Source organism: Neobacillus cucumis, assembly GCF_023715505.1.
Genome location: NZ_JAMBOH010000002.1, coordinates 429,626 through 454,849, shown reverse-complemented (window position 1 = coordinate 454,849; position 25,224 = coordinate 429,626). Strand labels below are relative to the sequence as shown.

Sequence of the window (25,224 nt, the reverse complement as noted above, 5' to 3'; positions counted from 1 at the left end):
TTAGAAAGATATTAATTGAGGAGGATTTAAAAATGAATTTTGATGAAAAGAAATTTCCAAAAGGTTTCTTATGGGGGGGAGCTACTGCAGCCAATCAATTGGAAGGCGGCTTTCATGAAGGGAATAAAGGATTAAATATTGCAGATGTTCTGCCAGGTGGAAAAGAACGATGGAAGATATTACAGTCACCAGGCTTTAATTTTGAAATGGATACAGAAAAATACAGTTATCCGAACCATGAGGCGATTGACTTCTACCATCGTTATAAAGAAGATATCGCGTTATTTGCAGAAATGGGATTCAAAGTATATCGTATGTCCATTGCATGGACAAGAATTTTTCCAAATGGTGACGAGATAGAGCCAAACGAGGCTGGATTAGCTTTTTATGACCGAGTGTTTGATGAATTGCATAAGTATGGGATTGAACCAGTTGTCACAATGTCTCACTATGAAATGCCAGTGAATCTTGTAAAAGAATATGGTGGTTGGAGAAGTAGAGAAGTTGTTACGTTCTTTGAACGATATGCAAAAGTAATTTTGAACCGTTATAAAAACAAGGTAAAATATTGGCTCACATTTAACGAAATCAATTCTGGTATAGAAATACCAACTATGAGTCTAGGTTTTGCAATTCATAAAGAAGAAGACAAATATCAACCTACCTTCCAAGCTTTCCATCATCAATTTGTTGCAAGCAGTTTAGCTGTAAAGGCTTGCCATGAAATAATTCCTGATGCAAAAATTGGATGTATGGTACTATATATGCCTACGTATTCCTTTGATTGCAACCCTGAAAATGTAATGTATGTTCTACAAGAAGGACGTTTACTCAATAATTTTTGTACTGATGTTCAAGTAAGAGGAGAATATCCTCCATTTATTCAACGTTACTTTAGAGAACATAATATTAAGCTTGAAATACATCCTGATGATTTAGAACTACTCAAACAGTATCCGGTTGATTTTATCAGCTTTAGTTATTATATGTCTCGTGCAGAAAAGAAGGAAAAAACAGCGGATGACATGGTAGAAGGAAATATGTTAGGAGGAGTAAGAAATCCATTCCTAAAAGCCAGTGAGTGGGGATGGCAAATCGACCCTATCGGACTGAGAATTGCTCTAAATGAGTTATATGACAGATACCGTAAACCACTTTTCATTGTGGAGAACGGTTTAGGAGCTAAAGACACGGTAGAGGAAGATTGTTCGATTAACGATGATTATCGAATTGAATATCTCCGAGAACATATTAGACAGATGCGTGAAGCCATTGAAGACGGTGTTGAACTTATGGGATACACGCCTTGGGGGTGTATTGATTTAGTCAGTGCCTCAACAGGAGAAATGTCCAAACGTTACGGTCTTATTTATGTCGATAAAAACGATGATGGCAGTGGTACATTGGAACGTAAGAAGAAAAAGTCGTTCTTCTGGTATAAAAATGTAATTGCGACGAATGGTGGGCAACTTTAATTTCTTTTAATCACTTTATTAAGGGCTACTGAGGTAGCCCTTTTATATGTGTGCAAGGCATGGCAACTATCTAGGTGGTGAAAGTCCACTGTGGGGGTACACATCGACCAACCACTAAGGAAGCGCAAGGTACTTATCATGAGGTAAGGGCTGAAGGAAGCGTGGAATAAAATCTTGGCTCGACGAACAGAAATCTGATACCAAGGCTCTACAAAGGGATAAGGCTTCATAACAAGTCAAAGTCCAAAAGATGTGCGGAACTTTGTAGGGTAAATCAGGCGAGTAAAAGAGGAAAGATAGTTGTCTTACCCTGGGAGGTCTTGCGGATGTACATTGTGCAGTCGAAAAAGGTTAGTCGCATTATGCAAAATTAAAAAATGGTGAACACTCCGAAATGTGCTGGATTTGCGAAATAACCCCTACAGTGAAAATTTTGATGACCCATTTGTCTTCTATGTTCCAAAACTCGCTATTTAGAAAAATAGTAAAAGTGAGAAACCCAGCTTATCTTCACATAAGAAGGTAGCTGTGTTTTAAAGTTGGATCTGCAAAATAACACTTAAAATAAGTGCAAAGTATATCCAAAATTGACATAGTACCAATGGGAATAGTATAGAACACACTAAAGAGTGTGGAAAATAGCTTGAAAATTAGTATTGTTAATCGTATATTCTGAAAATTTTAAATACTATAATGAATACATACCGAACCAAGCTAAGGAGTGGAAGAAAATGACGATTATGAGAATTGGAAGAGCCGAATTAAGGGTACTAGATCTTGAAGAATCTATTAACTATTATACGAATATCATTGGATTAGAAGTAGTGGGAAGAAGTTCGGGAAGAGTCTATCTTAAGGCTTGGGATGAATTTGATCATCATAGCCTCGTACTACAAGAGGCGGATTCACCTGGTCTCGACCATTTTGCTTTTAAAGTACGGAATGAAGTGGATCTCGAATTTTACGAAAGACAGGTCGAGCAATTCGGCTGTACAACAAAAAGGATTTCGAAAGGAACTCGTCTTGCTGAAGGAGAAGCCATTCGTGTTACGCTGCCAACAGGGCACCAAATGGAGCTTTATCACGAAATTAAACAACTGGGCAAGAAGACAGGCACCTTAAATCCGCATCCTTGGCCAGATGAAATAAGAGGGATTGCACCTCATCGTTTGGATCATGTTCTACTAACTGGCGATGATTTGAAAACGATTACAAGGTTATTCACAGAAGCACTAGGCATGTTTCAGAGTGAAAGAATCGAGACTTTGGATGGAGAAGACATGGTTGGCAGCTTTATGTATGCACAAAATGGAAAGGCTCATGATATTGCCTTTATTAAAGGGCCAGATAATAAATTGCACCATGCAGCCTTCAAGGTTGATAATTGGTACGAAGTGTTAAAGGCCGCGGACTTATTGGCAAGATATGATGTACCAATTGAAGTAACACCAACTCGTCATGCTATAACCAGAGCAGAAACAACTTATTTTTTTGATCCATCTGGAAACCGAAACGAAGCTTATTCGGGAGGATATATCACATATCCAGATTTCCCTACAATCACTTGGACAGAGGACAAAATCGCTCATGGAATCTTCTATCATAGAAGAGAAATGGTTGAATCCTTTGGTAAGGCGCTTACTTGATTTAGTTTAAATTTTATAAATCTATCAAAAAAATGAAAACGTTTACTATAATTTGATTATTAGAAAATATATTTCATCTACCTTAGAATACCATTTTATTAGGGAGGAATTTTAAATGATTAATACAGGCCAAGTAACAAAAGAGAATGTAGACAGGAATGCATGGTTAGCTGTAGCTGAAAAAATAGGCCAAATTGCTGAGGCAGAATCAAGAGAAGCAGATCAAAATGGTCGTTTTTCCCCAAAGGTTGCGGAGGCTATTCTTGAAGGAGGAATTAATAAATTAATGCGCCCAAAACAATATGGCGGCACATTTGTTGATTTACGGACCTTCACAGATATTGTAAGAACTGTTGCAAAACACAGTGTAGCTGCTTCATGGCTAACCAATTTTTATGCTGTACATGACATATGGCCTTCTTATCTTCCTCCAAAAGGAAGAGATGTCGTACTTGGTCATAACGGTTTGATTGCGGATGTTGTTGCTCCACTTGGACGTGCGGAAAAGGATGGAGATGGATACCGTCTTTTTGGTCAATGGAATTTTGCTAGCGGTGTCTTATGGAGTGATTATGTCGGTCTTGGTTCAATGATTGATATAACGGGTGAGGGTCCTGAGTATTGTATAGCCGTAGTTTCTACTTCAGATCCAGACGTCAAAATCATTGAAAACTGGGATACGTTAGGTTTAAGAAGTACGGGAAGTAACGGGATCCATGTAGATGGTGCATATATACCAGAACACCTTCTTGTACCTGCGAAATATTTATTTGAAATAGGAAAACCAATGGGAGGGGATTACGATCCGGAAGATCCGGTTTATCGTATGCCATTTATGCAGCTCTTTTTGGTCGGTTTCCCTGCTACTGCTCTAGGGGCAATGGAACGCTTAATCGGCATTTTTAAAGAACGTACAGAAAAACGTATTCGCGTATTTAACGGAGGTACGCAAGAGAAGAATGCGGCAGGTAGTCAACGCTTGCTTGCTGAGATGAATATTCAATACCGTGCAGCTGAAGGTTTATTGAATCGTTACATTGAAATCCTTGAAGAATGGCAGGCAGAGGGAAAAACAGTTGTGGGTGATGAGGAACGTGCAGAGATTTATTCTATAAGAGCGCAGGTGGCAAGAATGGCAGCAGATATGGCTTTGAAAGTGATTCTAACACTTGGAGGAACTTCGATTTTTAAAGGAGACCCAGTGGAGCTGTTTACAAGAGACGTAATCGCATTCGCTTCACATCCAACGAACTTATGGGAGGATGCGATGAGTGCATACGGGAGAACGCAATTTGGAGGGCCAGCACATCCTGTTTGGTAATGAGTTTTAACCCTTAGTCTAGCAGTTACAAGGTTCTTATTACAATGAAGTGTGAATAGAGAATAGATTAATAAATATAAGATTATTGGCTCATTTATTAAAATAAGTGAGTCAATAATCAACAGAGTGGAATAATTGTTCGAATAAAAAGGGGCTGAGGGATTTGCAAACTGTCTATCTTACCTATGGTCCGGAATATTCTTTGCCGAAACCAGAGCCCTGTGTCATGGCCATGGGTTTTTTCGATGGAGTTCATGTTGCACATCAACGAGTGATTCTAGAGGCAAAAAATATTGCTAGAAAAAGAAAGATTAAATTGGCAGTAATGACCTTTTTTCCCCATCCAAGAGAGGTTCTTAGCTGTGGAAAAGAAAAGATGAATTATTTAACACCCTTAGAAGTCAAAATAAATAGGTTTTCTAAGCTTGGGGTTGATATGGTCTATGTTATAAAATTTGATCATTTCTTTGCTCAACTTTCTCCAAAAGAATTTATCGAAACCTATGTAACTGGTCTTGGTGTAAAACATGTTGTGGCAGGATTTGATTTTACGTACGGACAAAAAGGAAAAGGAAATATGAAAACGATTAGCACTGACGGTGATGGAAGATTTCTAGTAACCGTCATCTCAAAACTTGATTTTAAAGGTCAAAAGATCAGCTCAACTTTCATTAGAGAATTGTTATCAAATGGTGAAATAAGTGGGATTTCCTCGTATCTTGGAGATTTTTATGAAACAAGGGGAAAAGTGATTTCTCACCATCAAAGCTTAATGGGAAAACGTTCTTACATGGAAGTAGAAACTTATCCCTATTATACATTACCATCAAATGGTTTATATGAAGTAGAGATGTTTACAGAGGATTATGTTTGTCAAGGAAGTGCAATCGTTTATTCAGATAAAATAAAGCTTACCTTCAATAGTGATCTAGAAAATATAAAAGATCGGACAATAAAACTCAAATGGATTAGATGTTTAGAGAACATTCAATTTAAACAAATGTAAATAAATATTGAAAAATAAAAGGGATTAAGTCAAAAAATATCGAATTTTTAGACTAAATGGTTTGAAACTGAAATCCCTTATTATTGATTCAATAATATGGAGGGAATACTCATGTTTACGATAAAAATAACCGATATCAATAATACTAATTATCAATGGATATGCGGTGATACTGAAAGTGTACTCGATGGAGCACAAAAGAATGGAGTAAAAATACCATATGCCTGTAAAGGAGGAGGATGCGGGCTTTGTAAAATTAGAGTAGAAGATGGTGAATTTGAACGAGGGCGTAGTTCAATAGCTGTACTACCGAATGATGAAAGAGACCGTAATTATACGCTTGCTTGTAAAACTTATCCAAAAAGCAATATGAAGATTCAATTAGATCTGTTCTAGACAAAAAGAAAAGATTAGTAACTAAAATAAGAAAAATGATCTAGCTCTAGATACCAAAGGCTCTTTCCGTTCGATAAGCTGGTATATATAGTTTAATCATGGTGGTGGAAATATGAAAGCTGAAGAACTGAAGCTAGAACAATTTTATAAAATATCTAGTCCATTTAATCATAATTATTCTCAGGAAAGATTGCTTTCAATTCCTGCAGCTGCATTAGGCATGTTACGGCATGAGCTGCTTGAAACAATAGGTTCGGAACGAACAAAAGGTTTCCTCCTAAGGTATGGATGGCATTCAGGAACTTATGATGCAGAAAAGGTAACAGAGTTATCATGGAAGAATAAAAGTGAGCTGTTGATAGCCGGTCCTAAAATGCATACATTACATGGTTATATTGAAGAAGTAGAAATCGTAAAAGCTGAAGCTGATTTTTATAAAGGAGCCATGTATCACGAAGCCATTTGGAAAAATTCTTATGAAGCAGAAGAACATATAAAGAGGTATGGCAATAGTGATGAACCTGTTTGCCATACATTGAGTGGATTTGCAAGCGGTTACTTATCTAAAGTGCTAGGAAAAAAAGTAATTGCAAAAGAAATAAAATGTAGAGCAATGGGACATGAGCATTGTCATGTTATTTGCCGTACGATTGAAGAATGGAATGGAGTTATTGATCAGGAGTTAAAGTATTATGAAGAAAATTCCATTATTGATGAACTAAACGAGACATTTAGAAAGCTAAAAATAGAAAGAGACAATTTAAGTAAAGCGTATGATGTACATCAAAAACTGGCTGAAGAACTTTTAAAGGAAAATGATCTGTACGGAGTAGCCAATGCCCTTTATAAACATACCTGTTTGCCTGTTCTAATTGAAAACGCAAACTTAGAAATTTTAGCAGTGGCGGGAATTTCAGAGGAAGAGGGTAATCTTTATTCTAGGCAATTAAGTCAACTCATGAATAACAAGAGAAAAAAAGATGTAAACCAAATAACTCGAATTAAAGAATTGAATGATTTTGACGATTACAAAAGACTGATTACGCCTATTTACCTTCAAAAAGAAGTGGTGGCGTACTGTTCCTTTTTATATAAAGATTTGATACCACAGGAGGTAGATAAGTTAATTATAGAACAAGGAGCCTTGGCTTGTTCCCTCTATTTGTTTAATGAGCGTACACGTATTCAAACAGAGTTACGTATGCAAGGAAACCTTTTAGACAACATTTTATCAAATCGATTAACTTTTGAAGAAATTTCGAAAAAGTCTTACTACGTTGATTTCGATTAAATGCCCCTTATTTCATGATTTCTATTTGCCCTAATCACCAGAAGTTAACCATAAGAGACGAACTGGAGTTTAATGATCATCTAAACAAGGGAATTTCCCAATTCCTCAAAGATAGAAAGATAAATGCATTGTTGGGTCAAAAATCAGGGAAAATAATTATCTTTTTAACCGAAGATATTATGTTGAAAAGTGAAAATAGTAAGAAGAAGTTCTGTGAAGCATTGCATGATTACTGTTCAAGTAAATATCCTTCTCATGATTTTATGTTTGGGATTAGTTCAAGCTCCCCCAGAATAGAGGAGGCTTCTCAATTATATGATGAGAGCATCTCTGCCTTACAAATTGCTAATCATTATCAAAAAATTGTTTTCTTTGAAATTTTAGGGATTGAAGGAATTATATTTCAGATGAAAAATGATCCTTTGCAAAAATTCATTAAAAAGAAGTTAGGGACTTTAATAGAGGAAGATAAGAATAAGGACATGGAATTGACCAAAACTCTTTTTCATTATTTAAATAATGGCTGTCATATTAATAAAACAGCACGAGCCATTAATTTTTCAGTCACTGGTCTAAGGTATCGTCTTCAAAAAATAAATGAATTGTTAGAAACAGATATTAATGTTCCTGATGTGGGTTATCAAATTTACTTTTCTCTTAAGCTTTTGATTTATTGGGGAGAATTAGATATTGATGTGAGAACTTCAATTGATTTAAGCGAGGAAGATCGTTTTAATGGTTTTGGCAGGCTAGGAAAATGACTGTTCGATAAAAAAGTACAAATGAAATGCTTACCCGCCTATAAAGGAGGAACCTGTCTTGGAAAGTTCATATCTATATAATATTAAATTACCTATACAGATGGAGAAGGATAAAAAATATCCTGTGATTTTTGCCTTACATGGAATTGGTTACAACGAACAGAACATATTGGATTTATTAGAGGATTTAAAAGAGGATTATATTTTAATTGGTATTCGAGGCAATCTTTCCTATGAGGATGGATATGCTTATTACTATTTAAAAGGTTACGGTAATCCAGAACGTGAATTATTTGATGAAAGTGTCGAGAAATTGAGGAGTTTTATAGATTTTGCTTCAAATCATTATCCAATCGATCCTGACAGAAAATATTTGATCGGCTTTAGTCAAGGAGCTATTCTTAGCATGACACTAGCCTTAGTGTTAGGGGATTCCATCAAGGGAATCGTTCCAATGAATGGTTATATCCCTCAATTTGTAAAAGAAGAATATCGGTTAAAATCGATCGATCATCTGTCTGTCTATCTATGCCAAGGAGCAGCAGATCCGATTTTCCCGTTAAACATCGGACAGGAAAATTATGATTACTTACGTAAACAGGTAGATTCTATAAAATATACCATTTATCCAACAGCACATGAAATTTCAGACAACAATAAGCAGGACGTTGTCGCATGGTTACGACAAGAATTAGAAAAAAATATTCATAAGGAATCAAATCAATTCGTTACCAAAAATAAATAAAAAAGGGATTTTGGAGGAGATTTTCGCATGGTAGAACAAGGGAAATTTATTGATGTTAAAGGAATTCAAACACATTATCATGAAGCAGGTCAAGGAGAACCACTTCTATTAATCCATGGTTCTGGTCCAGGGGTATCTGCATGGGCCAACTGGCGTTTAGCTTTTCCAACTCTTTCTGAACACTACCATCTTTATGCACCAGATGTCGTTGGATTCGGGTACACAGAAAGACCAGAGGGACAGGAATATTCAATAGATGTATGGGTCAATCATATCATTGATTTTATTGGGGCTATTGGTGAACGTAAAGTTTCAGTGATTGGGAATTCTTTTGGAGGAGCCATCGCTCTTCATTTGGTCAATCGTCGCCCTGATCTTGTCAATAAATTAATTTTGATGGGAAGTGTAGGAAATAAATCTACTCTTTCAGATGGTTTGGATGCGGTGTGGGGTTATACACCAAGTTTTGAAAATATGAAAAATCTAATTAAGATTTTTTCCTACGATCAAAGTAATGCGGAAAATAATGATTTAGTAGAGATGCGTTATCAAGCTAGTATCCAAGAGGGATTTCAAGAGGCCTTTTCTAGTATGTTCCCTGCACCTAGACAAAGACATTTAGATGCGATGGCTTTGTCAGATGATGAATTAAAAAGCATTCAGGCTCCTGTATTATTAATTCATGGACGAGAGGACAAAGTTATTCCTATAGCAGAAACTAGCTGGGAAATAGCTCAATTAATCCCCAATGCCCACCTTCATGTATTTCCAAACTGTGGACACTGGGTACAAATCGAAAAAACAGAGCCATTTATTCATCAAGTGATTGAGTTTTTAAATCAACGTAAAACAGCTGATATGGTATAAGCAAATACTCTTTTTACTTGCATCAGTCGGGAACAATAAGAAGTTTTGTAATGATAGTAATGAAATAAACGATGGATAAATTGATATTGGCTTTTCACTCTGGAAAAATCAAGCAGATACGAATCTAGAAAATAACGCAACAATTGAAGGGTAATTGCTTAGTGTTTTAATGAAAAATTAAGAGGGTTAAACATTATAAAAGGAGGAATTATGTAATGGATGATAGACAATTTCGCACAGCAATGGGGAAATTTGCTACAGGAGTAACGGTCATTGCCACAGAAGTAGAAGGAGATATTCATGGAATGACGGCTAATGCATTCATGTCTGTGTCACTTGATCCAAAATTGATTGTTATTTCGGTTCGGGAGCAAGCCAAAATTCTTTCTAAATTGCAAGAAAGTAAAACATTTTCAGTGAATATTTTAGCAGAAGATCAACAGGAAGTATCCATGATATTTGCAGGTCAGATAAAGGATAAACAAGTAGAATTTGGTCGTCTTGACGGGAAGCCAGTTATACCAGGAGCTATTGCACAAATCGCTTGTGAGGTAAGTGCAGAACACGTAGAGGGAGATCATACATTAGTCATTGGAAAAGTAACAGATATTCATTTGGCGGATAAGGAAGCACTTATTTTCTATAGTGGAAAGTATCGTTCGCTGAAAGAAGAAAAAACAGTAACGATTTAGATTGTGATGGCTGTACGGAACCATCTATTAGACTATCTGACTAGTATCGGTATTGTCCATATAGTCGATAGTTTTGATTTTACCTATGGTCGCCGAAGGGAATTTCAACCGGTTAAAACAAAATTCTAGAGGAAATATAGAAGTCACCCAATTGGAATAGCTAAAGTTTGAAGGGGTAAAAATTAGTTCAACTAGTATGTAGAAAGGGTAGAGGAAAAAATCCCTACCCAAAATGCTCATAATTTTGCACATAATCACTTTTTCTTCTGTTTTAAAATATATTAAATCAATAGTAAAAAACCTATATTATCAATAATTCTATAAATCTATTTATCCCTATTTTATATCTGATGAATGGGCGGCATGATGTAATAATACATACAAATAGATGCCCCTTTTTTATTGGGAGGCAACCTGTTTCTTTGATCACATGCTGAACACGAAACATATAGAACTGTATTTTATCCGTGCCGATTTCGTGCCGAAATAAATTTCTTCTGTATTATAATCTATTTATAAGAGATTGCTTTATATCAAGGTATATCCGTATTTTTTATAAATTATTTCGTTCAGTTAAAGCAAAATTAATCAAGTTCGAGATGGAAGGTTCTATTGGATAATATATTATAAAATTTACCCGTTTGCCAACCTATGGCAGGCGGGTATTTTTATATCAAGTGTGTCGTTATGCTCAAGGTCACGTTGGTTATATTGGCGGAATTAAATTGAAATTTGACGGAAAAAAGTCCAAAACCCACGGAATAAACGGAGAATTGCGCGGAAATAAACCCAAAACCAACGGAAAAACTCACAAATCAGTCGGAATTAATCTACCCTCAATACCCATCGCCCAAAAAAACAACTCAAGCTGTCGTTATTTTGGCCGAACAAAAAATGGTTATGCTATTATAAGATAGGGGTGACAGACATGATCTACATTGGTGTAACCGGCTGGGGTGACCATGACAGCCTTTATCCAGATAAAATAACCTCAAGAGATAAACTAAAGGTATATGCCGGACACTTTCCAATCGTCGAAGTGGACTCCGCCTTCTATGCCATCCAGCCTATACGAAATGCTGAAAAGTGGGTCAATGACACCCCGGATAATTTTCAATTTATTGTCAAAGCCTATCAAGGGATGACCGGCCATCAGCGGGGAGAACTTCCGTTTGATACCATACATACCATGTTCAAAGCCTTTAAAGAGTCATTAGAACCCTATATTGAAAAAAATAAATTAGCCATGGTTCTGTTTCAATTTCCGCCTTGGTTTGATTGTAAAAGAGAAAACGTCCATTATCTAAGATGGTGCAGACAAGAAATGGGGGACATCCCCTGTGCCTTAGAATTCCGGCACCAATCCTGGTTTGCCGCCTCTTACCTTCAAAAAACACTAGAATTTATGAAATTGGAAAAATGGATTCATAGTATTTGTGACGAGCCGCAATCAGGGGAAGGATCGATTCCAACTATTCTGCAGCCTACCACAAAAGACCAAGTCCTCGTTAGATTTCATGGCCGCAATGTTTACGGCTGGCAGAAACGAAATGCGGATAACTGGCGGGAGGTCCGTTATCTCTATCGCTATAATCAACAGGAACTGCAGGAATGGAAGGCTCATATCGAAAATTTGGCAGCGGAATGTAAGCAGGTATACCTTCTGTTTAACAATAACTCCGGCGGGGATGCCGCCGATAATGCAAAAGAAATGATGAAACTCCTGCAGCTCACATATGAAGGGCTCGCACCCAAGCAGCTCGATTTATTTAATGAACTATAAACTTAGAAGGTGAACACAAATGGAGTGGATACTCTTAATATTAATAGGAATTGCAGCTAGTTCACTCGGCTCCCTGATTGGCATGGGAGGAGGAATTATCGTCGTTCCTGCCTTGCTTTACCTGGCAACCCTTCCTTCATTCCATCACTTGACACCACAAGTGGTAGTAGGTACCTCGCTGTTTACAATGATTTTTACTGGCTTATCGTCGACGCTGGCTTACATGAAACATAAAACAGTCGACTATAAAAGCGGACTCATTTTTCTAATCGGGAGCGGACCAGGAAGTATTTTGGGTGCCTGGGTAACGGAAAAAATGGGCTTACATTCTTTTAACATCTATTTTGGTACATTTATTCTTTTTGTCTCGTTCGTCCTAATCGTTAAGGACAAATTAAAGCCGCTTCCGTTTCGTAAAGATAAAGGAATTATTCGTACTTATACAGATAATAGCGGCGGCTCCTTTGAATATGGCTTTAACCCTATTCTAGGAGTCGTGATTGCCTTTGTCGTCGGGTTCCTATCTGGAATCTTTGGAATCGGCGGCGGCTCACTCATGGTACCAACGATGATTTTGCTATTTTTCTTTCCGCCGCATGTGGCCACAGCTACATCGATGTTCATGATTTTACCAACCTCCATCCTTAGTTCCATCACACATATCTGGTTAGGAAACGTGAATTGGCTTTATGCCTTGGCGCTAGTGCCGGGGGCATGGATTGGTGCAAAAGTTGGTGTCTATCTAAATACGAGGTTTAAGAGTAAAACGATTGTCATCATTATCAGAGCCACCCTCATCATTGTTGGGGTGCGCTTAATCTATCAAGGGATAACAGGGTAGGACAAACATGGAAACTATACATATCTTACATACAAATGATTTTCACAGCCACTTCGAGCATTGGCCCCGAATTCAAAATTTCCTGATGGAAAAAAAGAAGTACTATCACACCAGGGAAGAAGAGCTTTTTTTATTTGATATTGGTGATTTTATTGACCGCTGGCATCCATATACGGAAGCAACCAAAGGAAGAGGGAATATTGAACTGCTAAATCGTTGCGGCTATACAGCTGTGACGATTGGGAATAATGAGGGAGTTAATCTTCCACATGAAGATTTGGATCATCTATACGATGATGCAGACTTCGACGTACTTAACGCAAACCTGTATAAAGCCAATGGTGCTTATCCTAATTGGGTCAAACCTTATAAAATCTATGACACAAAAACAGGAACTAGAATTGGGGTCATTGGTCTCACTGCCTGCTTTAGCCATCTATACAATCTGCTGGGATGGGAAATCACCGATCCAATTTCAGAGTTAAAAAAATGGCTGAAGCCTCTAAGAAAAAAGGCTGATATCATCATCTTACTTTCCCACCTTGGCCTTCAAGATGATGAAAACATAGCTGCCAATTTTCCAGAAATTGACGTGATTTTAGGGGCACATACCCATCATTTCCTCGAACAAGGAGAGATGGTCGGGCAGACACTGATTGGAGCCGCAGGGAAATTTGGTCATTATGTCGGTCATATGACACTCACCGTCAATGAGAATAAGGCTGTTGAAAATAAAAAAGCCATTCTTTACGACTTTGAGGAGATTCCTGAGGCCAAAAACGAACAGGAGCAAATGGCCTACTTTTTTGAAAAGGGGAAAGAGCTTCTCAATCAACAAATAACCATTCTCCAGGAACCATTGCTTCATGATCCTTTTCATGAAACAAATCTTTCGCAATTACTGTGCAAAGCTTTACGAGAGTGGTGCCAAACCGATTGTGCGATGATAAACGCTGGTCTTCTCTTGGGCTCATTATCTGGTAAGGTAACCACCTATGATTTGCTTAATATTTGTCCCCATCCCATTAACCCATGCGTCATTGAACTGACTGGGGAGGAGCTTGAAAAAATACTTTCGGAAACAAATGGTCCTGAATTACGCCACAGAGAAATAAAAGGCCTAGGTTTTAGGGGAACAGTCTTGGGGATTTTTGTCTATGAGGGAATTCAATTCAAAGAAGGCCAACTATTGATCCATAATGCTCCGTTAGAATATGATAAAACCTATACTTTCGCACTTCCTGATATGTTTACCTTTGGTCACTTTTTTAAAGAAGTTTTGCCTTTTAAAGAAAAAAAATATCTCCTCCCGGAATTCCTGCGGGATTTATTAAAATGGGAGCTGGAGAAACACTGATAGCCTGTCACCCTTTAATCCTTCTAATCATACAGTGATAGTAAGGAAAGGGGTGAGGAACCTTTGGTTGAGCTTTCACCAATCGAAATTAATGGACATACTTTTTTGGCTGTTACTGTGTTACTCCCTAAAACCACCTTGCTTACCGTTTCAAATGATAAGGGCTATATTATGTGCGGTGCATTAGATGTGGGCCTATTAAATGATAAACTGAAAGATCGAAAAATCATTGCTGGCCGGGCTGTCGGCGTCCGGACGATTGAGCAGCTTCTAAATGCCCCTTTAGAGTCGGTCACATGGGAAGCAGAGGCACTTGGAATTCATAAGGGAATGATCGGTAAAGAGGCTTTGCTTAAAATGATTTAAATGCTTGCTACTAGTTAGCAGGCATTTTTTCTTTGTTTTAGCAACGGTGTTAGCTTCAGCTTTACCGGTGATGACCGCTGCATTCTTTTTTCTGGGCTAGTTCATCTTTCTTGTGCATACATTTAACAAGAAGGGGTGATTTACTTGGCTAAGTTTTCTAGACGGCTTCGCAAACGGGGGCCTCTGCCTTTCCGCTACGTCCTGTTGCTATCCTTTATCCTTTTCTTGTTCTCTACTGCTTCAGGATTATGGCTCGTGAATAAGGGGATTGAGCCGACTTTAATGAGAATTGCTACATCTGAAACACGGAATATCGCCTCACTTGTCATCAACCGAGCCATTACCAAACGAACCACCAATGTTGGTGATAATAATGATGTGATTAAAATAGTACCAGGCAGTAACGGCAAAGGACAAAATGCCCAATTAAACACTGACTTAATCAATCGAGTACTGGCAGAAACCACAGCACAGATTCAAAAAAATCTAAAAACAGCTAAAAAAGGTGATATTGCATTATTGGAAAATGATGTCGAAATCGAAACAGAAAATACCGAGAAAGAGGACGGAATTGTCTGGTATATTCCATTAGGGCAGGCAACAAATATCACTTTATTAGGGAATATTGGTCCGAAAATCCCTGTAAAATTTCATGCGATCGGTGAAGTAGAACCGGATGTGCATATTGCCACAAAAGAAATGGGAATCAACAATACGTGGATGGAAGTTTCTGTAGATATAGAGGTTTCTGTGCAAATTATTACTCCATTTGCAACAGAAGTGACGAAGCTCAAACAAAGCATACCTGTTGGTGGAACCCTTGTGGAAGGGGAAGTCCCACAATTTTATAATCATGGAGGGAGCTTAACACCTTCCATACAGATACCGGAAAAAAAGACGGATACGAGCAAGAGTGAAACTAAAAAGACGAACTAAAAAATTAGTAAGGACTATCCATCTGGACAGTCCTTTTTTGTCGATAGGCTAATTTTAAGGGGAAGCTCTCTCAACGGGATTTTTTCATTTTTCGAAGCTCTTCCCGTTCCAACCGTTTCCACTGCGCTAAGTGTGGATAGGGATCAAATGACCATTCCGTAATCCCATTGTCTTTGTACATTCCATAATGTAAATGAGGTGGGAACTTTCCGGAGGTTCCCGGAGGACCGTATCCGGTGCTGCCTACACCGCCTATGACCATACCGGGTTCAACCACTTGCCCGACTTGAAGATTTTTAGCAAAGCCGCTAAGATGGGCGAAATAATGATAAGTGTTATTAATATCACGGATGCCGATTCTCCAGCCACCGAACTTATTCCAGCCTTTCATCTCAACAATCCCGTAGGCCGTAGCTCGGACGGGAACACCATAATTAGCAAAAATATCAGTTCCTTCATGAATTCTTCTGCCGCCCCAGCCGCGTGCATCGCCCCAGGTACTGCGGTAACTGTGATTGCTGTATAAAGGAACAGGAAAAACACGCTTATCTAAATCCAAGCGCCCAAGTTGGCGGTAAATTTTAGCCTTCCCAGCAATAATGCCAACTGTTCGATCGCGATGATAGTAGTTCCATAACCCAATTTTAAGATTATCAGGATCAACACCGTATGAAAGGAGATAATTTGCAAATGCATATAAAACATCCTCATCGCTCTTTAAACTCGCTTTGCCATCTCCGTCTCCATCAACGCCCATACCATTAAAAAACTGAATGACAGCTGGATTCTCTTCGTTTGGATTAGGATTGGTCAAGCCTGCCCACACTTCAGGACGAAAATAAATACCAATGACACCATCAGCTTTTGGTAAATCTCTGCGAGCTAGGCGGACACTTCTCTCGTATTGATCAATGGCTGCTAAGTAATACCAAGGGATTTGAGTAATGGTTTCCACTTTTTTATATAGCTTCATTCTTTCCTGATAGGGATCGGTTTCTTGTGCATGAGCATCCCTGACAGACAAAGTAGAAATAAAAAGTATAAGGATGGTTCCAATCTTTAGAACAGCCCGCAACAGGAATCCTCCTTCCAATTAATGTACAAGATTAGTGTATGATACTTCTGATATTTCATTATGGTTAATAATTGGTAATCCAATTTTAATTGCTTGTTGTTCATCCTCTAGTATGATAAAGTGACAGAAGAGCTCAAAAAAGAACCAGATAAGTTATTTTGAGGAGTGTAAAAATGAGCAAGAAAGAAGAAATTTTACGTAAGCCGGAATGGCTAAAAATAAAATTAAATACCAATGAGTCCTATACAGGCTTAAAAAAAATGATGCGGGAAAAAAATCTTCATACGGTTTGTGAAGAAGCCAGATGCCCTAATATTCATGAATGCTGGGCCGTAAGACGTACGGCAACCTTTATGATCCTTGGGGATACCTGTACACGTGCCTGCCGTTTCTGTGCGGTAAAAACAGGTCTTCCGACAGAACTCGATTGGCAAGAGCCAGAAAGAGTCGCCGATTCTGTTCAATTAATGAACCTAAAACATGTCGTTGTAACGGCTGTTGCGCGGGATGACTTAAAAGATGGCGGAGCAGCGGTATTTGCCGAAACAGTACGAGCTATTCGCCGTAAAAATCCATTTACAAGTATTGAAGTTCTTCCATCCGATATGGGTGGAAAGGAAGAAAACTTAAAAACCCTCATGGATGCTAAGCCAGATATCCTTAATCATAATATTGAGACCGTTAGACGGTTAACTCCAAGAGTTCGGGCACGAGCTAAATATGACCGTTCACTGGAGTTTCTCCGCCGTGCCAAAGAAATGCAGCCAAGCATTCCAACTAAATCCAGCTTAATGATTGGTCTTGGTGAAACAAAAGAAGAGATATTGGAAGTTATGGATGACCTAAGAGCTAACAACGTTGACATCATGACCATTGGACAATATCTGCAGCCGACCAAAAGTCATTTAAAGGTTGAGAAGTATTATACTCCTGATGAATTTAAGGAATTCCAGCAAATTGCGCTAAGTAAAGGTTTTAGCCATTGTGAAGCAGGTCCGCTTGTCCGCTCCTCCTACCATGCCGATGAACAAGTTAATGCAGCAGCAAAGCATAAGCAAATGCTCGGTGAAATAGAAGAAGCGAAGGAAGCGTAGCAAAAAAGAGTTCAGCCATCAGGCATGAACTCTTTTTCATTATTTGTTGCTCATATTGGTATTATTGTTACTATTATTGGAATTTTGATTCGTATTCTTAGCTTTATTTGTGTCTTTGTCATTAACTTTTGGAGTTTTGTTGATATCAAAGTCATCCGGTGTCCGGCCATTTTCGTCTTCACTTGCATTTAACCGTGCTCCTTGAGGCGACTTTAACATTTGCTTAATCACACTATTAACCGTATGGCGGGCATTCCGGCTCGTAGAATCAAGGCTTGCAAGGTTCTCCACATCTCGCATTAATTTAGAGTTATCTGACACATACACATGGTAATAGCGAGGAACCACCGAAAAGGCCGTCTTCTTCACTTGGTCCGCGGTGAGGTTCCGTTTCTTAGAATCCGTATCATATGCAATCAACACTTCTTGGTCAGTGACCAGTGTGGCAACGTCATGAACATTTGGAATATCTGCACTGTACTTACTAATAATATTAGCTAGTTGCTCGCGGTCAAGTGCAGTGTAATGATCATTTGCTATTTTATCGTTCATTAGTGGGCTCTTTTGGTGACGAACAAACCCATAGCTTGTACTCGTATTCCGAATACCGCGGCTACCGCCTTCATTGTAAAGTTCATGCCGCTTATTATTTACGTTAATGGTGTTTCCGCTCTCTTCATAAACATCATTATTTCCAGTATCCTTTGAGCACCCGCTTAGTGCTGTTAGGGTACATAGTCCTGCAATTATAAGTAACTTTTTCATATTTTTTTGCACCTCCTATATATAGGATGACCAAACCAGGCATTTATTTTCTTAGCAATTGATGGTGAATCAGGTATAATGGAAAGTAGGAATTTGTCGGCAAAAAACGAGGTGAAATAGATGATTGTGATCAACAATACCACATATGAAATCATCCGGGAATTTCGAGATGGGTATAATGAAGAAGCCTTAAAAGCAAGATACAGTGATATTTTAGCGAGGTATGACTATATTGTCGGTGATTGGGGATATGGGCAGCTTCGTCTTAAGGGTTTTTTTGATGATCAAAACCAAAAGGCTACATTTGATACCAAAATTAGTACCCTAAGTGAGTATCTTTACGAATATTGTAACTTTGGCTGTGCTTTTTTTGTATTAAAAAAAGTAAAAAAATGAGAAGGATCAGTAAACTGACCCTTCTTTTTTAATTAATATCCAGCTCCAGCCCCTGGTCAAGGCGCTTCCGCTCTTAATTGTCATAAGGTGCCTGATAATCTATATTCGGATCATCGTGGGTCGGATGGGCTCCCTCCATCTGCCGTGGTATATCCTGATGCAATGTTTTATTTTCATAGTTAAAATTGCTGTAATAACGTTGTCCGTCTTCCCACGGAGTACTTTTATTCTGAACGGGTTTATTTTTTCGAATTGGAGAACCATAGGGACCTTCAGGAAACTCTTGTGCCGTAAGATAATTTTGTTGTTTTTCAACATTTGATAATTCCGTATATTCTTCTGAGCCTTTATTTGTCATGGTTTCACTCCTTTGCCCTTATTATGAGACCGTGGAGTGAAAAACATGTGTTGTTCATTAGACGATTTCTGCCAAAAAGCTGCGCAATTCCTCTGCATCCTCTTCGTTTAATTGAAAAGCAAACTCTAAATACCCTTCTTCCTCTAGGTCATCTGGGCCAATAATGGCAAAACGATTTCCTTGCATATCTAAAACTAACGATTTTCCATAATGGCGATTTGTTTGCGTAATGGCCAAATCAAAGCGTTGGTTTTCGCCAACAAAACTAACAAATCGTGTTTTGGTATTTTCTGTATCATCGTATAAATAAAAACGTTCCTGCATTCGTTCGTCTCCTTTTTGGTTTAACTATTTACCATCTCCTCTATAGTATCAAATTTACGTTCACGTTGGGAGGACAAGTTTCATGAATTCTGTCCGCTAAAAATTCTGAAAGGCTTGGTTTGTGATACAATAAGAACTGGAATGATTACATAGAATAAGAACGGTGGAAGGAAGTGGACTAGGTGTATTTTGTTGATAGAGAAAAAATTGAAAGCATGCTGAAATATTTAGAAGTACAAATCCATCTATTCCGAGGTCAAAAGGAATATTCAACGCCTCTTGAAAAGGCAGCCTTGGAGCGTCTATGTCAAATGATGATTGAGTCTATTTTAGATGTTGGAAATAGCATGATCGATGGGTTTATCATGCGTGACCCTGGCAGTTATGAGGATATTATTGATATCTTAATCGATGAAAAGGTTATTAGTGGAACAACAGGTGAAAATTTAAAGCTTCTCATTCAGTATCGGAAAAACCTTGTTCAGGATTATCTAGAGATTCCTCATCACGAACTGCAGGAACAATTTTCACAGTATCTCCACGAATTAGAGAGCTTTTCAACCAATGTCCGTGATTATTTAGTCAATGAATTAGGACCTGTTTCAGCGTTTAAAAACTAATCAATGGACCGTTCATACGGTCTATTTCACTTTTAAGATCACATTCGATATACAGGAGCGATTCTTCAAATGAAAAAATATAAAGGCTACTTGATTGATTTAGATGGCACGATGTATAAAGGCACAGAACGGATTGAGGCGGCGTCTGACTTTGTGAAAAAACTGAAGGCTAAACATATTCCATATTTATTTGTAACTAATAATTCCTCCAGAACACCAGCGCAGGTGGCGGATAAATTAAACAGCTTTGATATCCCGGCAGAGGAGCAGCTTGTTTTTACAACAAGTCAAGCGACGGCTAATTATATTGCCGAACAAAAAAAGGATGCAAGGTGTTTTGTGATTGGGGAAGAGGGACTTCAATCAGCAATTGAGGAGAAAGGTTTTAGAGCTGCGGGGGAAGATGCCGACTTTGTTGTCATCGGGATTGACCGTGAGATAAGCTATGAAAAGCTGGCAGTAGCCTGTCTGGCAGTCCGTAATGGAGCGAAATTTATTTCAACAAATGGAGATATTGCCATCCCAACAGAGAGAGGACTGCTCCCTGGAAATGGCTCGCTCACCTCGGTTATCGCAGTTTCGACGCAAACAAAGCCTACTTTTATCGGTAAGCCCGAAGCGATTATTATGGAGCAGGCGTTAAAGGTATTAGGTACCTCTAAAGAAGAAACGCTGATGGTGGGGGATTATTATGATACCGACATCTTAGCGGGCATGAATGCCGGCATGGATACATTGCTCGTTCATACAGGTGTGACCACTAAAGAGTTGCTAACGGGATATGACCGAAAGCCAACGTATTCCATTGATACATTAGACGAATGGGATGTGTAAAAGGGAATTATTTAATTCGGAAAAAAGAACCATCCGGTGATGAATTATGCAGACTTATTGACGACCGAAAATCCGAAAAATAAGGCAACAGGGTAGCCAATCGCACTTATTAACGACCGAAAATCTGCAAAATGAGCGAACAGGGTAGTTAATCGCGCTTATTGACGACCGAAAATCCGAAAAATGAGCGAATAGGGTAGCCAATCGCGCTTATTGACGACCGTAAATCCGAAAAATGAGGCAACAGGGTAGTCAATGGCGGTTATTGACGACCGTAGATCCAAAAAATGAGCGAACAGGGTAGTCAATAACCATTCCGCATTTTTGGGTTTCACAATTTGGTAGTAAAAATGCTTACCAGCCATTATCTCCAATAATGCGAACTCCAATATTAATTCCATAGACATCCCTAAAACATAAAAATGACTATCCTTTTGATAGTCATTTTCGTTTACATTTTTAATGTTACATCGTTAAACGAAATCCTTTAGAAAATTGCTTAAAGCTTTTAGGCGTTTTCTTCTTCCTCATGTGCGGCACGATGGGCGAGTCTGCTTGACGCTGCCGCAGCGATCGCACCGACAATATCATCTAAGAAGGTATGACATTCACCAGTTGATTTATCATTTAAATGAGCCAAAATGCCAGGCTTTAATTTATCAATGTAGCCATAATTAGTAAAACCAATCGAACCATACACATTTACAATCGAAAATGCGAGGATTTCATCTACACCATAAAGACTCTCATCCGTCCCGATGATCGATTGAAGCGGCTCTTCTAATAATCCTTTTTCAGCCAGCATGTCTAGCTGAATACCTGTAAGAATCGCGTTTTGTACTTCTCGTTTTGACAGAACACGTTCCACGTTGGAAATACAATCTTCCATTTTTAAATTTTTATGATACTTTTCCTGTAAAAAGAAGACTAAATCCGCGATGTCCTTTATTTCAACGCCTCTTTCTTTCAACCATTTGCGTGCCGTTTCCTCAGTTAGATCCACTTTTTTGTCGTTTGCCATTCCTGATCACCTTTTCCTTGTGAAATAAAATCGGGTAGTAATAACAATAGTTCCAGCACTTTCTATTTTCACTATATATATACGATTTTCCCTTAAATTATGCAATTGCAGTTCCAATCAACAAACTAAAATGTTATAATTCCCTGCTTTATTTAGCCTATTCACTATTTTTAAAAACAACAAGTTTTTTGTTGCTATACATATACATAGAGTAAAACAGGTAAATAAGGCGAGGTGTGAGGATGCTTCAAAAAATGCTGGAGAATCAATATGGGGTCACGGTAGAAGAATATGTGAAGTTAGATGTGTATGAGGCATTGCGGGGAAATGGCTGGCTTTACTTGATTTCTAAACCGGCAGGGAAGGCAGAAGAGGATATATCAGAACTGGAAAAGATTGCGGAACATTTACGAAATTATGGGGACCAAAATGTGCCCATTTTTTTACAGTCAAAAGAAGGCAGCTTAATTACCACTTGGGAACAAAATCAATATTGCGTACTAGCAAACCGGCAAGTGGAAGAACAGCGAAAAATCAAGTTAGGACGTAAGCTTGCCAGGTTCCATGAACGAGGCAGAAGGGTTCCGTTTCAAATTGAAAGGGCAAGCCGGATTGGACAATGGAAAACATTATGGGAAAAACGCCTTGAGCAAATGGAAAGGGTTTGGAATGGTCTTTTATTTCAATCACCGGAAGATGAATTTGAGCGGATGTTTGTTGATTCTTTCCCTTATTATTTAGGTCTGACAGAGAATGCCATTCAATATTTAGTCGATACGGAAATTGATGACGAACCGAACGAAACGGATAGCGGGACCGTTTGTCATGAGCGGTTTACAAGTAAAACCTGGGGGCCTTATGACAAGTACATGATAAAAAATCCGTTTGATTGGGTATTTGATCATCGGAGCCGAGACTTGGCCGAGTGGACGAGGGAACGATATTTTCGCAACATCCAAACCTATCAAGTCGAATTAAGGAACTTTTATAAAGATTATCAAAGCATTTCGCCGTTATCCTCGTTTTCATGGCGGTTGCTCTATGCACGATTAGTTTTTCCGCTTCACTACTTTGATTGTATTGAGAGTTATTATATCACCCGTTCTGAACAGGAAAAGAAAATACTGGAAGAACGGTTAAGTAAAATATTACGGCAAGCCAGTGATTATGAACGATTTTTAGCAGAGTTCTACCCAATATCCGGTGCTCCAATCAAACAATTACACCTTCCATCGCTAGATTGGCTTTACACAAAATAATCCAATCTAATTGTTAAAAGGAAGCCTCACATAGAAAATATGTTACACTACTAGTAAAACTGCCCAAGGATGTGACACGAGATGAAGCCCTATATTTATATTACGAGAAAGCTTCCAGATGCACTAGTGAATCCATTAAAAGAAAAATATGACGTACAGATGTGGAAACATGATGATATTCCTGTCCCAAGAGAGATCTTAATGGAAGAAGCTAAAAAGGCAGATGCCCTTTTTACCGTATTGGCGGATTCCATAGATGAAAGTGTTCTAACAGCGGGAAAAAATCTAAAGGTTGTAGCAAACCTTGCTGTTGGATTTAATAATATTGATTTAAAAACAGCTAGTGAAAAAGGAATCGCCGTCTGCAATACACCGGATGTCCTGACCGATACGACCGCAGACTTAACGTTTGCCCTGTTAATGGCAGCTGCCCGAAGAATTGTGGAAGCGGCAGAGTTTGTAAAAGAGGGAAAATGGCAAGCTTGGAGTCCTTTTCTTTTAGCCGGTAACGATATTCACCATAAAACACTTGGGATTGTCGGAATGGGGAGGATCGGTGAAACTGTTGCGAAACGGGCAACAGGATTTGACATGAACATCCTATATTTTAACCGGACAAGAAAACCTAAAGCAGAGAAGCAATTAGGGGTTACTTACGCATCTTTTGAGGATCTTGTGAAGCAGTCAGATTTCATTATCTGTCTAACACCTCTTACACCTGAGACAAGTAACATGTTTACCCGGGAAGTCTTCCAGAAAATGAAGCAGTCTGCCATTTTTATTAATGTCTCAAGAGGAGCAGTCGTCGATGAACAGGCATTATATGAAGCCCTTATCGCTGGGGAGATTGCCGGAGCAGGACTAGATGTGTTTCAAAAGGAACCTATCACAGCAGACCATCCGTTATTAAAACTTCCGAATGTCGTTGCCCTTCCTCATATTGGAAGTTCAAGTACAGAGACCAGGACAGCAATGGTCCAGTTGTGTGTTGAAAATATAATATCTACCTTAGACGGAAAAGAGCCAAAGACATTAGTTAATAAAGACTGGCGGCCCTTAGTAAAAGGATAAATAGAAAAAAAAGCGACTGCCGCTCTTGGCAATCGCTTTTCTTTCTATTTTTAGTTAAAAACATCCGGCTCCAGCGCCTAGGGGCTCAGAGGTCTACAGCCAATCCGTCAAGAAGGCCAAAGAGCAGCCTACTCGCCGGCTCGACTGTAGCCTTGCGCCCCTGTTCAAGGCGCTTCCGCTTTTGATATTAGAATACTTGTTCAACTTCTACAATGCCAGGAACTTCTTCAAGAAGGGCTCTTTCGATACCGGCTTTTAGTGTAATGGTAGAACTAGGGCAGCTGCCGCAAGCACCTAATAGACGAAGTTTTACAATACCTTCCTCTACATCTACTAATTCACAATCTCCGCCGTCACGAAGAAGAAATGGACGTAATTTATCTAATACTTCTTGAACTTGCTCAAATACTTCAGTTTCTGTTGCCATATGATCGACTCCTTTCCTAATTATATTATAATGTGGTTGGTGCTAAAAATCCATTCTCAGAAATTAGGAAAATACACATTAAAAAACATTATTTTAGTTTTTATCTTACTTTTTGTTTAAAATAAAAGAAAAATGACAGGAATGATTTTGATGGGAACAAATAAAGTAGAAATTGTCTTATACGGTGCTGAGACCTTATGCCCGAGCTGTGTGAATTTACCATCATCAAAAGAGACCTTTGAATGGCTGGAAGCGGCCATTAGCAGAAAGTTTCCGAATCAGCCATTTAAGATGACGTATGTGGATATTTATCAGCCATCTGGTGAAAGCGAAAAAATAACGTTTGCCAAACGGGTGATTGAGGAGGATTTGTTTTATCCAGTTGTCGTCATTAATGAGAAAATCGTCGGCGAAGGGAATCCTCGCTTGAAAACCATTTTTGCAGAACTTGAAAAATACGGATATATAGCACAACCATAAAAAGCATTCCAGACTCA

General features: G+C 38.5%; 28 protein-coding genes. 22 read left to right on the top strand and 6 right to left on the bottom strand.

The window, feature by feature from the left end; all coding sequences use genetic code 11:
* Positions 1 to 32: 32 nt before the first annotated feature.
* The 15 genes from M3226_RS04810 (at position 33) to yunB (ending at position 15,483) form a co-directional block, all read left to right on the top strand.
* Positions 33 to 1,475: a glycoside hydrolase family 1 protein gene (locus tag M3226_RS04810; RefSeq protein WP_251563097.1), complete on the top strand. Its 1,443-nt coding sequence runs from the start codon at positions 33 to 35 to the stop codon at positions 1,473 to 1,475.
* Positions 1,476 to 2,206: 731 nt separating this feature from the next.
* Positions 2,207 to 3,121: a catechol 2,3-dioxygenase gene (locus tag M3226_RS04805; RefSeq protein WP_251563095.1), complete on the top strand. Its 915-nt coding sequence runs from the start codon at positions 2,207 to 2,209 to the stop codon at positions 3,119 to 3,121.
* A 115-nt stretch (positions 3,122 to 3,236) separates the two neighbouring features.
* Positions 3,237 to 4,442: an acyl-CoA dehydrogenase gene (locus M3226_RS04800; protein WP_251563093.1), complete on the top strand. Its 1,206-nt coding sequence runs from the start codon at positions 3,237 to 3,239 to the stop codon at positions 4,440 to 4,442.
* A gap of 163 nt (positions 4,443 to 4,605) precedes the next feature.
* A complete protein-coding gene (locus M3226_RS04795) occupies positions 4,606 to 5,448 on the top strand; it encodes a cytidyltransferase (RefSeq protein ID WP_251563091.1) in 843 nt (280 codons plus the stop codon).
* A gap of 111 nt (positions 5,449 to 5,559) precedes the next feature.
* Positions 5,560 to 5,844 carry a 2Fe-2S iron-sulfur cluster-binding protein gene (locus M3226_RS04790; protein ID WP_251563089.1) on the top strand — a complete coding sequence of 95 codons (285 nt, stop codon included), beginning with the start codon at positions 5,560 to 5,562 and terminating at the stop codon, positions 5,842 to 5,844.
* Positions 5,845 to 5,956: 112 nt separating this feature from the next.
* Complete coding sequence (locus M3226_RS04785) at positions 5,957 to 7,135, top strand: XylR N-terminal domain-containing protein (protein ID WP_251563087.1); 1,179 nt, start codon at positions 5,957 to 5,959, stop codon at positions 7,133 to 7,135.
* A gap of 14 nt (positions 7,136 to 7,149) precedes the next feature.
* Positions 7,150 to 7,896 (top strand): PucR family transcriptional regulator, encoded by a 747-nt coding sequence (locus M3226_RS04780; RefSeq protein WP_251563085.1) that lies wholly within the window; start codon positions 7,150 to 7,152, stop codon positions 7,894 to 7,896.
* A gap of 58 nt (positions 7,897 to 7,954) precedes the next feature.
* The gene (locus M3226_RS04775) at positions 7,955 to 8,641 is read left to right on the top strand and encodes an alpha/beta hydrolase (protein WP_251563083.1); all 687 of its coding nucleotides are present in this window, start codon (positions 7,955 to 7,957) and stop codon (positions 8,639 to 8,641) included.
* A 27-nt stretch (positions 8,642 to 8,668) separates the two neighbouring features.
* Complete coding sequence (locus tag M3226_RS04770; RefSeq protein ID WP_251563081.1) at positions 8,669 to 9,508, top strand: alpha/beta fold hydrolase; 840 nt, start codon at positions 8,669 to 8,671, stop codon at positions 9,506 to 9,508.
* 215 nt (positions 9,509 to 9,723) lie between these two features.
* Positions 9,724 to 10,200: a flavin reductase family protein gene (locus tag M3226_RS04765; protein ID WP_251563079.1), complete on the top strand. Its 477-nt coding sequence runs from the start codon at positions 9,724 to 9,726 to the stop codon at positions 10,198 to 10,200.
* 928 nt (positions 10,201 to 11,128) lie between these two features.
* Positions 11,129 to 11,983: a DUF72 domain-containing protein gene (locus M3226_RS04760; RefSeq protein WP_251563077.1), complete on the top strand. Its 855-nt coding sequence runs from the start codon at positions 11,129 to 11,131 to the stop codon at positions 11,981 to 11,983.
* Positions 11,984 to 12,002: 19 nt separating this feature from the next.
* On the top strand, positions 12,003 to 12,824 hold the full coding sequence (locus tag M3226_RS04755; RefSeq protein ID WP_251563075.1) for a sulfite exporter TauE/SafE family protein: 822 nt from the start codon (positions 12,003 to 12,005) through the stop codon (positions 12,822 to 12,824).
* A gap of 7 nt (positions 12,825 to 12,831) precedes the next feature.
* The gene (locus M3226_RS04750) at positions 12,832 to 14,181 is read left to right on the top strand and encodes a bifunctional metallophosphatase/5'-nucleotidase (RefSeq protein WP_251563073.1); all 1,350 of its coding nucleotides are present in this window, start codon (positions 12,832 to 12,834) and stop codon (positions 14,179 to 14,181) included.
* Positions 14,182 to 14,244: 63 nt separating this feature from the next.
* The gene (locus M3226_RS04745) at positions 14,245 to 14,547 is read left to right on the top strand and encodes a YunC family protein (protein ID WP_251563071.1); all 303 of its coding nucleotides are present in this window, start codon (positions 14,245 to 14,247) and stop codon (positions 14,545 to 14,547) included.
* A 144-nt stretch (positions 14,548 to 14,691) separates the two neighbouring features.
* On the top strand, positions 14,692 to 15,483 hold the full coding sequence (gene yunB / locus M3226_RS04740) for a sporulation protein YunB (RefSeq protein WP_251563069.1): 792 nt from the start codon (positions 14,692 to 14,694) through the stop codon (positions 15,481 to 15,483).
* 70 nt (positions 15,484 to 15,553) lie between these two features.
* Here the strand turns inward: yunB and M3226_RS04735 are convergent, their stop codons facing one another.
* Positions 15,554 to 16,561 carry a M23 family metallopeptidase gene (locus M3226_RS04735; RefSeq protein ID WP_374110548.1) on the bottom strand — a complete coding sequence of 336 codons (1,008 nt, stop codon included), beginning with the start codon at positions 16,559 to 16,561 and terminating at the stop codon, positions 15,554 to 15,556.
* 170 nt (positions 16,562 to 16,731) lie between these two features.
* On the opposite strand from M3226_RS04735, the gene lipA reads away from it, so the two are divergent.
* Positions 16,732 to 17,652: a lipoyl synthase gene (gene lipA, locus M3226_RS04730; protein WP_251563067.1), complete on the top strand. Its 921-nt coding sequence runs from the start codon at positions 16,732 to 16,734 to the stop codon at positions 17,650 to 17,652.
* A 39-nt stretch (positions 17,653 to 17,691) separates the two neighbouring features.
* Here lipA and M3226_RS04725 read toward each other — a convergent pair whose 3' ends face one another.
* Positions 17,692 to 18,417: a YhcN/YlaJ family sporulation lipoprotein gene (locus M3226_RS04725; protein ID WP_251563064.1), complete on the bottom strand. Its 726-nt coding sequence runs from the start codon at positions 18,415 to 18,417 to the stop codon at positions 17,692 to 17,694.
* Positions 18,418 to 18,537: 120 nt separating this feature from the next.
* On the opposite strand from M3226_RS04725, the gene M3226_RS04720 reads away from it, so the two are divergent.
* Positions 18,538 to 18,813 (top strand): YutD family protein, encoded by a 276-nt coding sequence (locus M3226_RS04720; RefSeq protein WP_251563063.1) that lies wholly within the window; start codon positions 18,538 to 18,540, stop codon positions 18,811 to 18,813.
* A 73-nt stretch (positions 18,814 to 18,886) separates the two neighbouring features.
* Here M3226_RS04720 and M3226_RS04715 read toward each other — a convergent pair whose 3' ends face one another.
* Positions 18,887 to 19,171 carry a cytosolic protein gene (locus tag M3226_RS04715; protein WP_251563061.1) on the bottom strand — a complete coding sequence of 95 codons (285 nt, stop codon included), beginning with the start codon at positions 19,169 to 19,171 and terminating at the stop codon, positions 18,887 to 18,889.
* A gap of 57 nt (positions 19,172 to 19,228) precedes the next feature.
* Positions 19,229 to 19,495 (bottom strand): DUF3055 domain-containing protein, encoded by a 267-nt coding sequence (locus tag M3226_RS04710; RefSeq protein WP_098528042.1) that lies wholly within the window; start codon positions 19,493 to 19,495, stop codon positions 19,229 to 19,231.
* Between the two features lie 182 nt (positions 19,496 to 19,677).
* Here M3226_RS04710 and M3226_RS04705 point away from each other — a divergent pair, with 182 nt between their 5' ends.
* Both M3226_RS04705 and M3226_RS04700 read left to right on the top strand, forming a co-directional pair.
* Positions 19,678 to 20,115 carry a DUF86 domain-containing protein gene (locus M3226_RS04705; RefSeq protein WP_251563059.1) on the top strand — a complete coding sequence of 146 codons (438 nt, stop codon included), beginning with the start codon at positions 19,678 to 19,680 and terminating at the stop codon, positions 20,113 to 20,115.
* 69 nt (positions 20,116 to 20,184) lie between these two features.
* Positions 20,185 to 20,949 (top strand): TIGR01457 family HAD-type hydrolase, encoded by a 765-nt coding sequence (locus M3226_RS04700; RefSeq protein ID WP_251563057.1) that lies wholly within the window; start codon positions 20,185 to 20,187, stop codon positions 20,947 to 20,949.
* Between the two features lie 508 nt (positions 20,950 to 21,457).
* On the opposite strand, the gene M3226_RS04695 is transcribed toward M3226_RS04700, so the two are convergent.
* Entirely contained in the window at positions 21,458 to 21,970 is a 513-nt protein-coding gene (locus M3226_RS04695; RefSeq protein ID WP_251563055.1) for a phosphatidylglycerophosphatase A family protein, read from the bottom strand.
* A gap of 254 nt (positions 21,971 to 22,224) precedes the next feature.
* On the opposite strand from M3226_RS04695, the gene yutH reads away from it, so the two are divergent.
* Both yutH and M3226_RS04685 read left to right on the top strand, forming a co-directional pair.
* A complete protein-coding gene (gene yutH, locus M3226_RS04690; protein ID WP_308211928.1) occupies positions 22,225 to 23,229 on the top strand; it encodes a spore coat putative kinase YutH in 1,005 nt (334 codons plus the stop codon).
* An 81-nt stretch (positions 23,230 to 23,310) separates the two neighbouring features.
* A complete protein-coding gene (locus M3226_RS04685) occupies positions 23,311 to 24,300 on the top strand; it encodes a 2-hydroxyacid dehydrogenase (RefSeq protein WP_251563050.1) in 990 nt (329 codons plus the stop codon).
* 187 nt (positions 24,301 to 24,487) lie between these two features.
* Here the strand turns inward: M3226_RS04685 and M3226_RS04680 are convergent, their stop codons facing one another.
* Entirely contained in the window at positions 24,488 to 24,727 is a 240-nt protein-coding gene (locus M3226_RS04680; protein ID WP_251563048.1) for a NifU family protein, read from the bottom strand.
* A gap of 150 nt (positions 24,728 to 24,877) precedes the next feature.
* Here M3226_RS04680 and M3226_RS04675 point away from each other — a divergent pair, with 150 nt between their 5' ends.
* Entirely contained in the window at positions 24,878 to 25,207 is a 330-nt protein-coding gene (locus M3226_RS04675; protein ID WP_251563046.1) for a YuzD family protein, read from the top strand.
* Positions 25,208 to 25,224 lie beyond the last annotated feature (17 nt).